The following is a 16078-nucleotide window of genomic DNA, read 5'->3' on the forward strand; positions in this document are numbered from 1 at the left end:
AATATCACTATTATATTCTAAAATTAAAATAATTTACTTTTATATTGTTCCCTTTTACTATAGAAAGCCTAATATTTATAAACATAATTAAAATACTCTTTTTCCCAATATATACTCAAGATACTATTTAATTATATCTATCACAAGCCTTAAATCCTTTAATTATTTTTATTAAATGATATAATTATTATAATACTTTATAGGGTGAATATATATGAATAAAACACGAAAAATCCTAATAATAATTCTTATCATACTTATATCATCACAAATTCATATAGAAATATTACTAACTAATTTTAGAATATCTTTTGCAGTTATAATTTTCCCAACTCTTATATATATATTTAAAGATTTAAGAACATATAATGCTGGACTATTCGTTGGGACTTTATTATATATTCAACGATTAATACTACATTTAATTGAACATAAACACTTCTTTGATAAAATCACTGTTTATTTACCTGAAGTAGTTTTTTATACCCTGTATGGATTTATACTTGTTTATATAATACGCAAAAGAAAAAATATACAACTACATATACTCTTATTTTATATGATTCTTTTAGATTTTTTATTGAATCTATTAGAAGTTCTACTATCATCTAAATTTATTGTTGACTTTAATATAAATAAAATAACATTTATACTTCTTATAGTAGCAATAATTAGATCATTAATAACAATAGGAATTATTTTAATAATTAAATATTATAAAATGTTTTTAATTAAAACCGAACATGAGAAAAGATATAAAAAACTAGTATGGCTATTCTCTAAACTTAGAAGTGAAATGTATTGGATGGAAAAAAACATGATATATATAGAAAAGATTATGGATCAATCATATAAGCTCTTTGAAGACATAAGAAATATTAAAGACGAAGAAAGTTGGTCATCAAGAGCCCTAGAAATTTCAAAAGATATCCACGAAATAAAAAAAGAATATGCCTTAACTTTAATAGGACTAGAAGAAGTATTAGAAGGAAATATCAATGAAAAAGGACTAAAATTTAAAGAAATATTATCTATTTTAGAAGATAGTCTAGATAAACTAATAAATAGCAAGAATAAAAACATCAAATTAAATTTTGATATTTATGAAAATTTTTATACTACTAAACATTATCAATTAATATCTATTTTAAGAAATATTCTTGTAAATAGTATTGAGGCAATTGATAAAAAGGAAGGTAAAATTACCTTAATTCATATGCAAAATGATACCTCCCATACCTTTGTAATAAAAGATAATGGTAAAGGAATCAAAAGAGAAGATATATCAAATGTATTTAACCCTGGATTTACTACTAAAATCAATTCAAATACTGGTTATTTAGGTAGAGGAATAGGCCTCAATTTAGTAAAAGATTTGGTGGAAAATACTTTTAACGGTAAAATCAAATTATATTCTTTAATAGGAGAAGAAACGATATTTAATATATCGATTCCTAAAGAAAACCTATAGGAGGGTTATTATGGATATATTTATCATCGAAGATGATTTAAATATAATTAAATCTTTAAGTTATATAATTAAAGATAATGCCTTAGGAAATGTAATAGGATCTGCCATTACTGGAAAAACAGGCTTAAAAAAAATTAAAGAGTTAATCCCTGATATTGTCCTAGTAGATTACTTATTACCAGAAATAGATGGAGTTACACTAGTTAATGAATTAAAAAATATATTTCCTAATATATCTTTTATAATGATATCTCATGTTAATTCAAAGGATATGATAGCAAAAGCCTATAAAAGTGGTATTGAATACTATATTAATAAACCACTTAATGTAATTGAGATAGAGTCAATTATTAATAAAGTAAAAAGTAATATAGAAAAGGAAAAAAAACTAACATATATAAAAGATTTAATAGAAAGTCAAAGTTTTCCTATTAACCAATCTATTAATTGTGAAGAATGTTTAAAAAAAGTATTATATAAATTAGGTATAGTAGGAGAAAATGGGGCTAATGATATAATTATTACTGTAACATATATAATGAAGAATGATATTAATGCAAACGATTTTTCATTAAAAGATATCTGTAGTATTTACTCCTCTAATCCTAAATCAATGGAACAAAGAATGAGACGAACAGCTTATCTAGCTTTATCTAATATTGCAAATATAGGACTTGAAGATTTTATGAATGATATATTTATGGATTATTCTAATAGTCTCTTCAATTTTGAACAAGTTAGAATTGAAATGAACTATCTAAAGGGTAAGTCACCAAAAAAAGGGAAAGTTAATTTAAAAAAATTCTTATATGGATTAACTTATTATTGTGAAAACAATTAACAAAATTTCAACTCCTCTGTAACTTTTTGAAGTACATTGAAACTTAGAATGTATACTTACTATTAAGAAAATTTAATTTGTTTGAATTTTCATATAATATTAGGAGGAGATGTATTTTGAATATTATCAATAATATTTTAGTAAAAATTTCTGGATATGTTTGGGGACCAATAACAATTCTATTATTAGTAGGTACTGGACTATTTCTTAGTATTAAAACGAGATTTATTCAATTTCGAAAATTACCTTTATCTGTTAAACTTCTATTTTCTAAAGAACATTCTGGTGATGGAGATATTACTCCCTTTCAAGCTTTAATGACCTCTTTAGCCTCTACAATAGGAACTGGAAATATTGCTGGAGTATCCTCTGCTATAGTACTTGGAGGACCAGGAGCGATCTTCTGGATGTGGGTAAGTGCTGCTTTTGGTGGAGCATCAAAGTATGGAGAAGCTTTATTAGCAATTAAATATAGAATTACTAATGAAGATGGAGAAAAATCTGGTGGGCCAATGTTTTATATTGAAAAAGGTATGAAAGAAAAATTTGGGCGAAACTTTAAATGGTTAGGATTTACATTTGCATTTTTTGGCTTCCTAGCTTCTTTTGGTATTGGCAATATGATACAAGCTAATTCTGTAGCTTCTGCTATCAATGAATCCTTTGGCATAAGCTCATGGATTACTGGTATAATACTTTCAATATTAGTTGGAGCTGTTATAATTGGAGGAATTAAAAACATAGGTAGAATTACTGATAAAATTGTTCCGGCAATGGCCATAGGATATGTTTTAGGATCTCTTATAATACTTACTATCAATATAAATCTAGTTCCTAATGCTTTCGCTATGATATTTAAAAATGCTTTCTCTGGCAAAGCCGTAGGAGGAGGAGTTCTTGGTACAGTAATAAGATTTGGGGTTGCTAGAGGAGTATTTTCTAACGAAGCTGGTCTAGGTAGTGCAGCTATTGCTCATGCAGCATCTACTAATGATAAACCCGTTATTCAAGGTTTAATAGGCTCCTTAGGATCAGTTATTGATACACTAATAATTTGTACTATGACAGCTCTTGTAATTCTTGTATCTCCCTTAATTACAATAGGAAATGATGGCATGATGTTAATTGAAGAAAATATGAGAGGTGCAGCGCTAACCACATTTGCATTTGATACCTCACTACCTATTTTAGGTGGATATATAGTATCATTAGGCCTTGTCTTTTTTGCTTTCTCTACTATATTAGGATGGTTTTATTATGGTTCTAAATGTTTAGAATATATAGCAGGAATAAAATCAGTAAAATATTATAAATTTATTTGGGTAATATTATGCTTTGCTGGAGCAATGTTTCCAATAAAAGTAGTTTGGAATATATCTGATATATTTAATGGTTTAATGGCCATACCTAATCTAATAGCCCTTATAAGTTTAAGTCCTATAATTGTAAAACTAACAATAGATTTTGAAAAAAAAATTACCCATAATAATGATAAAAAAATCAAAACAAAAACTGCTTAAAAACATGCCTTAAGAATCTGATATCAGATTTTTAAGGCATGTTTTTCTTTCTTTTATGATAATCCTATTTATTATATTCATGATTTGTTATAATATAGTATTTAGAGCATTAATAACTTTAAGGGAGAATCCAAAAAATGAACACACTGAAAAAAATACTAGGGAAAATTTTATATGGTATAACCCAAACTATTTCTAAAATATTAGATATCATAATAGCTATCATAGCCTATATTGTAATGATAGTTAGAACTATTGCTCAGGGATTTGGTGCTTTAATAGGAATGGGAGGATGCTTACTATTATTTCTATTTGCAGGTCCATTAGGAATATATATAATCTTTAATCCTTATATTATGATTACTATATTATTTTTTATTCTATTTCCAATACTAGGCACTAAATTTATATCATTCTTGAAGTATATTAAATATATGCTTACTGAATTTTTATTTGATAGAGCAAACTACCTAATATACGGAACTCATAGCAAATTTGATTCATTCTTTGAATATGGAGATAAGTACAAAAAAGCAGAAGAAGCTAAAAGGCGAAGAGAACAACAAGCAAGACAAGAACAACAAAGACGAGAATGGGAAGCAAGATTCAAGCAATGGCAAGAATATCAAAATGCCCATAGACAATATGGAAGTTTTGGTGGATATAATTACAATACAGGTTCAAATAATCAGTCTTATAGGAATCCTGCAATCGACTTTAAAAAGAAGTATGAAGAAAGTTGTGATTTATTAGAAATACCTTATAACACTGATAAATATCAAATAAAATTAGCCTATAGAAAAAAGGCAAAACAATATCATCCTGATTTAAATAAATCTCCTAACGCAACAGAAATGTTTCAAAAGATAAATAACGCTTATGAATTCTTAAGTGAAAGTAATATTGAAAGGTATAAAAATCTTGGATAGATACAAAAAGAACCCTTGTACAAGGGTTTTTTTATATCATTATTTACTAACTCCTTCCCAATCCTTTAAAAACTTATCTATTCCTATGTCTGTCAAAGGATGTTTGAGCATTTGTTCAAATACTTTATATGGTACTGTAGATATATGAGCGCCTAGTTTTGCTGCTTCTAACACATGAATTGGATGTCTTATGCTTGCTGCTATTATCTCTGTATCTATTCCATGTATATCAAATATCTCTGCTATATCACCTATTATATCAAATCCTGTATTTCCTATATCATCCATTCTACCTATAAATGGACTCACATATGAAGCTCCTGCTCTCGCTGCTAATAGTGCTTGATTTGCTGAAAATACTAAGGTAACATTTGTATCTATGCCTTTATTGGTAAGAATTTTTACTGCCTTTAATCCTTCTTTAGTCATAGGTACTTTTATAACTATATTAGGATGTATTTTGGCTAATTCCTCTGCTTCTTTCACCATTTCATCTACTTTAAGGCTAATTACTTCAGCACTTATGGGACCATCTACTATATCTGTTATCTCTGTAACTACTTCTTTAAAATCTCTACCAGATTTAGCTATTAAGGACGGATTAGTAGTAACACCACATACTACTCCCCAATCATTTACTTCCTTTATTTCATCAGTTATGGCACTATCTATAAAAAGTTTCATTTATATCCTCCTTATTTCCAAGCCTTCCCTGTTGAACCAAACATAGTCATTTTTCCTTTTATTATTTCTTTCATTGCCTCTCTTGCTGGTCCTACTATTTTTCTTGGATCATATGCATCCGGATTATTATCTAAAAAGTCTCTTATTGCTTTATTGAATGCCATTCTAATATCTGTATCTATGTTTATCTTATTTATTCCTCTTTCTACTGCCTTTTTAATACTTTCTTCCGGAACTCCCGATGATCCATGAAGCACTAATGGCATATTCAATCTTTCTTTTATTGTTGTAATTCTCTCAAAGTCAAGTTTTGGTTCTCCTTTATATGGTCCATGAGCTGTTCCTACAGCTATAGCTAAAGAATCCAAACCTGTTTCATTTACTAATTTTTCTGCTTCATCTGGATCCGTAAATGTAGCATCTCTTTCATCTACAGTAATATCATCCTCAGTACCACCAATTTTACCTATCTCAGCTTCTACTGATACTCCTGCTGCATGAGCTATATCTGTTATCTTCTTAGTAGTTTCAATATTTCCTTCTAAAGGCATCTTAGATGCATCAATCATTACTGATGTAAAACCGTTTCTTATACATAAAACTATTTGTTTAAAATCTGTTCCATGATCTAAATGTAATGCTACCGGTACACTTGCCTTTTCTGCTGCAGTTTTTACTAATGCTGATACATACTCTACTCCTGCATATTTTAATGCTCCTTGACTAGCTTGCATTATAACTGGAGACCCAGTTTCCTCTGCAGCTTCTATTATAGCCTGTACTTGCTCCATATTATTTACGTTGAATGCTCCTACTGCATAATTATTCTCATGAGCATGGTCTAAAATTTGTTTTCCTGTTACTAACATTGAAATAACCTCCTATTTTCTCTCTAATTACACTATAATTAATTTGAGACTAAATTTAACACTTATCTATCATTATTATAACTAAATCTATCAATATATTCTACCATATCTTTATGTATCATAATGTAATCTCGATATAATAAATTATTATAGTCTTCTATAGTCTCTGCATATATTATTTGTACACCCTCACATTTTAAACATTTAAGTTCTATTCTATCAGGAAATAATCTTATTCCAATATTATTTTCTCCACACTCGCATATTATAGAACCTTCTTTTTTTAATTCTTTTATTTTATTTGCAATTTTAATCATAACATCATTATTTACAAAATAATCATAAAAGCTTAAATCATTTAATACTTTAGTAAAATCTTCCTCTTTCTTTTTTAAAAGTTCTTTTACGTCAGACTCGTCTCCTATAAAACATATCTCCATCCCATTTAGGCATCTCACTACTATATTTCCCTTAAGAAGTTGATCCAAAGAATATTTAAATATATGAATTTCCTCACAAACAAAACAAGGTATTTCTAAACGATATTCTTTGTAATTCTCTGTCTTTATTCTTGCCTTAACTTCTCCACAAGTACAATTTATATTTATATATTTATTATTTTTCAACTGAAATAAAGTTATCTTATTTGTACATATACTATGGCATTTATTACATTGGATTGCTAAGGCCAAATTAGTATTAACCAACATGTGAATTACACCTCCTATAAGAAAGATTCTCCATAAGAATATAAATTCCTTCTTAAAAAAGTAAAAAAATAAGTATAAATTTTCTTTACATTATATTAGCCAAATAAAAAACCCCTTTCAGCATATCAATACTTAAAGGGTTTTTTTATTTACTTTAAATTTAATATTTTTCTTGCCTCATCAGGAGTAGCCACTTCTCTACCTAATTCTTTAGCTATTCTAGCTACTTTTGCTACTAATTGAGCATTAGATTCTGCTAGTACTCCTTTTTCGATGTATATATTATCTTCAAATCCCACTCTAACATGTCCTCCTAAAAGGATTGCTGTTGTTGCTAAAGGTAATTCATGTCTACCTATTCCAGCTACAGTCCAAGTGGCATCTTCAGGAATACTTTCTTGTAAATACAATAGATCTCTTATTTCTCCTGTAATTGCTCCTGGTACTCCCATTACAAAATCAAAATGTATTGGGTCCTTCACTAAACCTTTTTTTCTAAGTATAAGTGTATTATTTATCATACCTCTTTCAAATACTTCAACTTCAGGTTTAACATTAAGATCTAACATTTTTTGAGCAAATTTCTCCATATATTCCTCTGAATTCATAAATACATCTGGCCCAAAATTACAAGTTCCTGCACTTAATGTTGCCATTTCTGGTTTAAGATCTACTGGTTGTAATCTTTCTTCCGGACTATGCCATACTGCTCCACCAGTTGATGGTTGAAATATTACTGGACATTTTGCTTCAATTTTTTCCTTTATTTCTTTATATACTTCATAATCTTGAGTTGGATTACCTTCTTCATCTCTAGCATGTACATGTACTATAGATGCTCCAGCTTTATATGCTTCATAAGCAGCTTCAGCTATTTCATCTGGAGTTAAAGGTAGATTTGGTTGAACATCCCTAGTTACTTCTGCTCCTGTCAGAGCGGCTGTAATTATTAATTTTTCCATTATCTATACCTCCTATTATCTTCTCTGCTTATCCTTTGGAACTACACATGTTCCTTCTGCTTTACATACTACCACTGGTTCTTCTAATACATCACAAGCTGAATCGTTTATATCAGGTCTTGGTACTATAACCTTTCTCGCTTCAAACTTCATTTTTCTTGAAGAATTACCTGCTTTTGTAATTTCTCCTACTGCTTCTATATAATCTCCTGCATATACTGGAGCTGTGAATTTTACAGAATCATATCCCGCAAAAAGTCCTTCATCTCCATCATTTCTTATTAGAAGCTCTGTTGCTACATCACCAAATAATTGTAGCATCTTTGCACCATCCACTAAGTTTCCCCCATAGTGGGCATCGTGCATACTCATTCTCATTCTTATTACTGCTTTCTCCATGTTTAAAAAACCTCCCCAAAATATTCATATTACATCCTATATTATACTAAAAAACAACGGGTTCGTCCACTTTATAACAATATCTTAATTGTATAATATATTTTTATTATTTTTTGGGAAGAGTGACCCAGAATTCAACTCCATTTTTTTTATTTATTACTCCATATTTCCCACCATGAGAATCTATTATGACCTTGATTATAGCAAGCCCTAATCCTGTTCCACTTTTATCGGTACTATTCTTTGATTCTCCTTTATAAAAGCTTAGCCATATGTTTTCTAATTCTGTATCATCTATATTGTCACCTGTATTATAAAAAGATACTTTTATTTCATCATCTAAATCCTTTAAAGAAATCTTTATTTCCCCATTTTCTTTTCCATATTTTAATATATTATTAATAAAATTAGTTACGACTTGTTCTATTCTTAAAGTATCTCCTTCAATAATTAATCTTTCTGGAATGTCTACCTCTAATTTCATTCCTTTTTCTTTAATATTCCTCTTATATTTTTCTAATATCTCTTTTAATAGATCTATTATATTAAAAGGCTTTTTGTTTATAGAAAATTTCCCAGATTCATAAGAAGATAATCTTAAAAGATCATTTATAAGATTATTCATTTTTTCTGTCTCATCAATTATTACATTATAATAATATTCTTTATCTTCAGGTGTTTTGGCTATATTATATTTTAATCCCTCAGTATATCCTCCAATCATACTTATAGGAGTTTTTAACTCATGGGATACATTAGAAATAAACTTTCTACGCATTTTTTCTAATTCTTTTTCCCTTTCTATATCTTGCTTTAATTTTGAATTAGCCTTTTTCAATTCTGTTAATACTGTATTTAATTTATTTGATATTAAATTTATACTTCTTCCTAATCGCCCTATTTCATCTTCACTATCTATATTAACTTTCTCATCAAAATTAAGTCTTGATATTTCATTGGCTACTCTATTTATTTCTACTATAGGTCTAGTAAGCCTTGTGGATAGAAAAAATACTAATATTGAACCTACAACTAATGTTCCTGATCCTGCTATTATTATGAATAATTTTGCTATTTCACTACTACTTTCTATCACTTTCAAAGATTTTTCTGCGATAAAAAATCCTCCAGTCTTTAATTTTCCTATAAAAAACATGCCTTTTCTATTCATATTATTCCCTGATGATACTATGAATGAAGTTTTTTTGTTTCTATTATTAAGCTCTGTTATCTCCTCTATTAATTCGCTATTAGAGATATTGCCTTCATTATTAAGTGTGGAGGTTGTTACTTTTAAATTTAGATTAGGAGTTAATATTGTTATATTTCCTCCTATCTCATCTACCATTTCTATTAATTCATCTTGACTAATGCTTCCTTCCTGCATATTATTATCAAAAGTCTTATACGCATTCTCCATTATTCTTTTATTTCCAAAAATAAATATATTATCTAAAAAATACGAACTTAATATAAATATAAATAAAAACAAAGCCAATAAAATTAAAAAAACAACAAATAATTTATATCTAATAGATTTACTCATTTTTATACCTCTAATCTGTATCCAACTCCTCTTACTGTTTTTATTCTTTTACCTATATCTCCTAACTTAGCTCTCAATGTCTTTATATGAGTATCTATGGTTCTAGGATCTCCGTAAAAATCATATCCCCATATCTTATCTAATATCTTATCCCTTTCTAAAGATATGTTTTTATTTTCTATTAAATATACAAGCAAATTATATTCTTTAGGACTTAATACTATTTCTTTTTTATCCAAACTTACCTGTCTACTATCAGTATTAATCTCTAAACCATCTATATATATTATTCCTTCATTTATTTTATTTGTTCTTCTTAATACTGCCTTTACTCTAGCAATAAATATTTCATATCTAAAAGGTTTAGTTATATAATCATCTGCTCCTAAATCTAAACCTTGTATTTCATCATGGCTTTCTCCTAAAGCCGTTAAAAATATTATGGGTATATCTGATTCCTTTCTTATCTCTTCGCAAACTTTCCATCCATCTAATTTGGGCATCATTACATCTAATATTAAAAGATCTATATCATTATTTAAATAAAATTTTTCTAAGGCATCTTTTCCATCTTCTGCCTCTATTATTTTATAATCTTCATTTTCAAGATAATCTTTTATTAATTTCCTTATTCTCACTTCATCTTCTGCGACTAATATTTTTATGGGCATGTTCATCTCCCCTTTAGTTTTTTATAATTATATAAAGTTATTGTGATTATATTGTGATATTAAAATAAATTTAATGCTATATCTGGATAGTCAGTTATAATACCATTCACTTTAAACTTCGATAATTTTTCCATATACTCTCTATTATTAACAGTAAAAGTATTTACTTTTATTCTATTGATTTTAGCTTTAAACATAAGACTCTTATTTATTCTTTTATAACTTGGATGAATTGCATCAACCTCTAATTTTTTAGCAATTTTTATAGGATCTTTTAATCTCTTCATATATAAAATCCCTGTTTTTATCGAAGGATCTATAAGCTTTACTCTCTTTATACTTTCAAAATTAAATGAAGATAATATTGTTCTATCTTCTACATTATATTTCTTTATCATTTGAATCACTACATCTTCTATGCCTTCATATTCTATTACATTATTTTTCAATTCTATATTTAATATCATTTTATTATTCTTTATTAATTCTATTACCTCTTCTAATGTAGGAATTCTCTCTCCAATAAAATCACCACTAAATTTATATCCCGCATCTAATAATTTCAGATTTTTAAGATATATATTCTTTATATACCCTTTACCATTAGTAGTCCTATCTACTTTTTCATCATGACACACAACAAGCTTTTTATCTTTGGACATCTGTACATCCAATTCTATTCCATCTGCTCCTAATTCTATAGCCCTTTTAAATGCAGCCATAGTATTTTCAGGTGCATATCCAGAAGCTCCTCTATGGGCATATATATTTGGTCTAGTCAAATTTTTCTCCTCCTTTCATCTTATATTATATTATTCTACATAGATTTTTGTTATCCTTTTACCACAAAAAATAAGACCCTAGAAAGGGTCTCATAATATTCCGTTCAATATTATATTTATTACTGGATAAGGATCTATATCTTCAAATTTCTTTTTTTTCATATTAATTTGATCAGTATAGAACTGATTCAAAGTACCAAAAAAGCCTATAACAAGTACTCTCTCATTTACATCTTCTCTTATTAAACCTTTTTGTTTAATCTTTTTAATATATTTTACCATTTCAGATAATAATATATCCCTAGTAGATATCACTTTATTCCTCATATCATCAGATATATCAATTGAACTATTTACTATATTTTGAGCCATATCCAAATGATCATTTATAAATTTTCCATGAAATCTAGCTATATCATTAAGAGTATCAATTAAATCTGTAGATTCATTTATTACCTCTTTTAATTTATCCCCATAATTATTTATAGAATACATAATCATCTCTTCAAATAAATGACGCTTCCCATTGAAGTATTCATATAGAGTTCCTTTACCAACAGAAGCTTCATTAGCTATATCTTGCATTTTTGCCTTATAATATCCCTTTTTAGAAAATACTTTAACTGATCCTTCTATTATATCTATTTCTTTTTGACTTCTGATACTCTTTTTATGAGACATGAGAATCATCTCCTCGTCTCAATTTTCTAGATATATCATCAAATATAGTATACATTACTGGAATTAAAACTAGTGTTAATAATGTTGATAATAGAAGTCCTCCTATTACCACTGTTGCCATTGGAGCTTGTATTTCTGATCCTTCTCCTAATCCTATAGCTATTGGCAATAACCCCAATACTGTAGTCAATGTAGTCATTAATATCGGTCTTAATCTTATTGGTCCTGCATTTTTAATTGCTTCAAGTCTATTTTCTCCATTTCTCCTTCTAGTGTTTATATAGTCTATCAATACTATAGCATTATTAACTACTATACCTATTAGCATTATAGCTCCTATAAGGGAAGTTACATTTAATGTTCTTCCCGTTAAGAATAATCCTAAAGCTCCTCCTGCTATTGATAATGGTACTGTAAACATTATGATAAATGGATTTAATAATGATTCAAATTGAGATGCTAATATCATATACACTAAAATCACTGCTAATATTAAAGCCAATCCTAAATCAGAAAAAGCCTCTTCTAATTGTTCATTCTCTCCTCCAATCTCATAGCTGTATCCACTTTCCATATCATATTCATTCAATTTTTCTTCTATATCATTTACTACACTTCCTAAATCTCGTCCTGAAATATTACTACTTACAGTTACAATTCTTGATTGAGCATCTCTATTTATTGCTATAGGTCCTTCAACTATTTCTACATCAGCTACCTGCTCTAATGATATTACTGTTCCCATTGGAGTATTTATAGGTAAATTTCTAAGATTTGATATACTTTGAGAGTATATATCATCACCTTGAACTACTAAATCTATCTCATCACCTTCTGTTGTATATCTTGTCGCCGTTTGACCTGATACTACTGTTTGTACTGTATTCGCTATCTGAGCTGTTGATAACCCATATTGACTAGCTGAAACTTTATCAATATTTATCTGAACTTCTGGAGTTCCTTCTCCTATACTGGAACTTACTTCTCTAGTACCTTCTACTGATTTTACTATTTCTATGAAGTCCTCAGATATTTCCCCTAAGGTATCCAAATCATCGCCTTTTATTTCTATACTTACAGGAGAGCCTGTCATTCCACTCATTCCCATACTATTACTTGTTACTTCAACATTTATATCTGCTCCTGGTATATCTTTTAGTTTTTCTCTTGCTTCCTCGGCTACTTCAAAAGTTGTTTCCTGCCTATTAGAATTTAATACTCCTGTTATTGAGGCTTGATTCTCAGTATTTCCACCCATAGACATCTGTCCACCAGAACCTACTGTAGTAAATATCGTATCTATAACCTCTATTTCACTTAATTTTTCTTCTATTTCAAGAACTATATCATTAGTTCTATCTAATTCTGATCCTGTAGGTAATTCAACTGATACAGTAAATTGTCCTTCATCTGTTGCCGGAATAAACTCGGCACCTACTTGAGTTAATGATACTATACTTACAATAAATACTAATATAGATATAAGAATAGTTGATTTCCTATGACCCAAACTCCAAAGCAGTATTCGCTTATATACTTTTTCTACTTTGGAAAACACTTTATCAAAACCATCAAATATAAAAGATATTAATCTAAATTTCTGCTTATGCCTTTTCCCTTGATTGTTATCGACTTTTAATATTTGTGAAGATAACATTGGTACTAATGTTAATGCTACTATTAATGACGCTAAAAGTGAAAATGTTACTGTTAATGCTAACTCTTTAAATATTGTAGAAGTTATTCCTTCAACAAATACTATTGGTAAAAATACTGCTACTGTTGTAAGTGTTGAAGCTGTTACAGCCATTCCAACTTCCTTTGTCCCTTTTATAGCTGATTCTACCTTGGATAGCCCCTCTTGTCTATATCTATATATGTTTTCTAATACAACAATAGAATTATCCACCAACATGCCAATTCCTAAGGCTAATCCTCCTAATGTCATAAGATTCAAAGTAATATTGTTAAAATATATTAATGAAAATGTAGCTATTATTGATACTGGTATAGCTACTCCTACTATTAATGTAGTTCTAATATTTCTTAAAAATAGGAATAGTATTATCACAGCTAATATAGCACCTAAAAATCCTGATTTAACTACCGCATTTATAGCTAAATTAATAAAGTCTGATTGATCTATTACTGTAGTTAAATCCCTTGTAGGATATTCTTCCTTTATGTTTTCTATTTCTTCGTTTACTTTCTTAGCTACACTTACAGTATTAGTCCCTGATTGCTTCTGTATAGATATACTAATACTTGGATTTCCATTAATCTTAGAAATACTAGAAACATCTTTATTTTCGATACTTACATCGGCCACATCTGCTAAAAGTATCGTTCCTCCTGTAGGTAAAGATATAGGTAAACTCCTTATTTCATCTATTTCTTCAAATTCTCCTGTAGTTCTAATTGTTAAATTTTGAATGCCTTTTTCTACTGAACCTCCAGGGAGACTTAAATTTTCAGCACCTATTAATTGTGCTAAATTATCCATAGACAACCCATAATTTTGTATCTTTTGTTGATCTACTTGTACTCTTACTTCCCTTTCATATCCACCACTTATATCTACACTAGCTACTCCATCTATTCTCTCAAGTCTAGGGCTTAACTCATCTTCTGCAAAAGTCTGTAATGCTGCTAAATCTTCACTTCCTGATAAAGAAGCTTGTACTATAGGCATAGCATTAGGATCCATCTTAAGTACCATTGGATCATTAGAGCCCTCTGGTAAAAGTCCTTTGACCATATCAACCTTTTCTCTCATCTCTAATGAAGCAAAGTCCATATCTGTACCAAAATTAAATTCTGCTATGATTATAGAACTACCTTCAGAAGATATACTAGATACATTTTTTATATTCGATACTGTTCCTATAGACTCCTCAATAGGTCTTGTTACAAGATTCTCAATCTCTTGCGGTCCCACTCCACTATATGAAGTTTGAACAATAGCTACTGGCAAACTAAATTCTGGTAAAAGATCTATTGGTAACCTTGTAAGGGATACTACTCCTAGTAATATTATTATCAAAGTTATCATTACAATGGTTACAGGTCTTTTAACTGAAAGATTAGTTAAATTCATTATTCTTCACCTCTTACGGTATCTACTTTAGAACCTTCTTCTATATAGTTCTGACCTTTGATTATAACTTTATCTCCTGACTTTAATCCAGATTTTATCTCTGTATAATCCCCCACATCTAAACCTGTCTCAATTTCTACCTCTTTTGCTATTCCTTCTTCTTCCGTAAAGACTATGTCCTTTTCTCCATTATTTAATATTGCTTCACTTCTAACTACTAATACGTCTTTTCTCACATCAGTATCCAATACTACCTTTGCAATCATTCCTGGTTTTAAATTTCTTAATTCCTCATTCAATACTATATTCACTCCATATAATTGAGTATTTTCACCAGGCGTAGAACTAATACTTGCAATTTTCCCTTTTAATCCTTCTTCCTCTAAAGCACTTATATCTATGACACCTTCTTTACCTATAAATAACTCTCCTAATAAATTTTCACTTACATTTAATGATATTGTCATAGGATTACCTTCTACTACAATAACCATTGAAGGTTGAATACTGGAAGTATACTTTCCTTCTTTTATATTTATAGCTCCTACTCTTCCCTCTACTGAAGTTTTTATATCTATAGTTTTATCAGAATCTTCCTTTTCTAAAGTAAACAATACATCTCCCTCTTTTACTTTTGACCCCATATTTACTTTGATATCATTTACTTTTAAAGCTTCTTGAGGCATAATCATCATTTCACTGCTTGGCAACGCTCTACCATTTAATGTTATTTCATTCGATATAGTATTCTTACTTACAGTTTCTACTTCTACAGAAACTTTATCTTTTGCCTTATCTTCTTTTCCAGTCTCTTCATCTGTACATGCTGAAATTCCAACTAATAATCCGATTAGTATTATCATTAATATAGTCAATTTTTTCTTCATCTAGATACCTCCACTATTATATTTATTTT

15 protein-coding genes are annotated in these 16078 nt (G+C 28.8%); 4 read left to right on the forward strand and 11 right to left on the reverse strand.

Annotated elements, in window-relative coordinates; translation table 11 throughout:
- The first annotated feature begins 214 nt into the window (after positions 1 to 214).
- From GOQ29_RS04670 to GOQ29_RS04685, 4 genes are all read left to right on the forward strand, one after another.
- Positions 215 to 1471: an ATP-binding protein gene (locus GOQ29_RS04670; RefSeq protein WP_203371480.1), complete on the forward strand. Its 1257-nt coding sequence runs from the start codon at positions 215 to 217 to the stop codon at positions 1469 to 1471.
- A gap of 10 nt (positions 1472 to 1481) precedes the next feature.
- Positions 1482 to 2312, forward strand: a complete 831-nt coding sequence (locus GOQ29_RS04675) for a response regulator (RefSeq protein WP_203371481.1) — start codon at positions 1482 to 1484, stop codon at positions 2310 to 2312.
- A gap of 116 nt (positions 2313 to 2428) precedes the next feature.
- On the forward strand, positions 2429 to 3832 hold the full coding sequence (locus GOQ29_RS04680) for an alanine/glycine:cation symporter family protein (RefSeq protein ID WP_203371482.1): 1404 nt from the start codon (positions 2429 to 2431) through the stop codon (positions 3830 to 3832).
- A gap of 137 nt (positions 3833 to 3969) precedes the next feature.
- Positions 3970 to 4761 (forward strand): J domain-containing protein, encoded by a 792-nt coding sequence (locus GOQ29_RS04685; RefSeq protein WP_203371483.1) that lies wholly within the window; start codon positions 3970 to 3972, stop codon positions 4759 to 4761.
- Between the two features lie 39 nt (positions 4762 to 4800).
- On the opposite strand, the gene fsa is transcribed toward GOQ29_RS04685, so the two are convergent.
- The 11 genes from fsa to GOQ29_RS04740 all read right to left on the reverse strand — a co-directional run bounded on the left by fsa (position 4801) and on the right by GOQ29_RS04740 (position 16049).
- Entirely contained in the window at positions 4801 to 5445 is a 645-nt protein-coding gene (gene fsa / locus GOQ29_RS04690) for a fructose-6-phosphate aldolase (RefSeq protein WP_203371484.1), read from the reverse strand.
- 11 nt (positions 5446 to 5456) lie between these two features.
- On the reverse strand, positions 5457 to 6314 hold the full coding sequence (locus tag GOQ29_RS04695; protein ID WP_203371485.1) for a class II fructose-1,6-bisphosphate aldolase: 858 nt from the start codon (positions 6312 to 6314) through the stop codon (positions 5457 to 5459).
- Between the two features lie 62 nt (positions 6315 to 6376).
- Positions 6377 to 7024, reverse strand: a complete 648-nt coding sequence (locus GOQ29_RS04700; RefSeq protein WP_203371486.1) for a hypothetical protein — start codon at positions 7022 to 7024, stop codon at positions 6377 to 6379.
- Positions 7025 to 7173: 149 nt separating this feature from the next.
- The gene (gene kce, locus GOQ29_RS04705) at positions 7174 to 7986 is read right to left on the reverse strand and encodes a 3-keto-5-aminohexanoate cleavage enzyme (RefSeq protein ID WP_203371487.1); all 813 of its coding nucleotides are present in this window, start codon (positions 7984 to 7986) and stop codon (positions 7174 to 7176) included.
- A gap of 15 nt (positions 7987 to 8001) precedes the next feature.
- Positions 8002 to 8385: a 3-aminobutyryl-CoA ammonia lyase gene (kal, locus tag GOQ29_RS04710; RefSeq protein ID WP_203371488.1), complete on the reverse strand. Its 384-nt coding sequence runs from the start codon at positions 8383 to 8385 to the stop codon at positions 8002 to 8004.
- Between the two features lie 106 nt (positions 8386 to 8491).
- Positions 8492 to 9931 carry a sensor histidine kinase gene (locus tag GOQ29_RS04715; protein ID WP_203371489.1) on the reverse strand — a complete coding sequence of 480 codons (1440 nt, stop codon included), beginning with the start codon at positions 9929 to 9931 and terminating at the stop codon, positions 8492 to 8494.
- A 2-nt stretch (positions 9932 to 9933) separates the two neighbouring features.
- A complete protein-coding gene (locus GOQ29_RS04720) occupies positions 9934 to 10602 on the reverse strand; it encodes a response regulator transcription factor (protein ID WP_203371490.1) in 669 nt (222 codons plus the stop codon).
- A 59-nt stretch (positions 10603 to 10661) separates the two neighbouring features.
- Positions 10662 to 11384 (reverse strand): glycerophosphodiester phosphodiesterase, encoded by a 723-nt coding sequence (locus GOQ29_RS04725; protein ID WP_203371491.1) that lies wholly within the window; start codon positions 11382 to 11384, stop codon positions 10662 to 10664.
- Between the two features lie 90 nt (positions 11385 to 11474).
- Positions 11475 to 12065 carry a TetR/AcrR family transcriptional regulator gene (locus GOQ29_RS04730; RefSeq protein ID WP_203371492.1) on the reverse strand — a complete coding sequence of 197 codons (591 nt, stop codon included), beginning with the start codon at positions 12063 to 12065 and terminating at the stop codon, positions 11475 to 11477.
- Positions 12055 to 15162, reverse strand: a complete 3108-nt coding sequence (locus GOQ29_RS04735) for an efflux RND transporter permease subunit (protein ID WP_203371493.1) — start codon at positions 15160 to 15162, stop codon at positions 12055 to 12057. The genes GOQ29_RS04730 and GOQ29_RS04735 overlap by 11 nt, the downstream gene beginning before the upstream one ends.
- A complete protein-coding gene (locus GOQ29_RS04740; RefSeq protein WP_203371494.1) occupies positions 15162 to 16049 on the reverse strand; it encodes an efflux RND transporter periplasmic adaptor subunit in 888 nt (295 codons plus the stop codon). Before GOQ29_RS04740 ends, GOQ29_RS04735 begins: the two co-directional genes overlap by 1 nt.
- Positions 16050 to 16078: the final 29 nt, after the last annotated feature.

The organism is Anaeromonas gelatinilytica, assembly GCF_016820635.1.
Taxonomy (GTDB): domain Bacteria; phylum Bacillota; class Clostridia; order Tissierellales; family SIT17; genus Anaeromonas; species Anaeromonas gelatinilytica.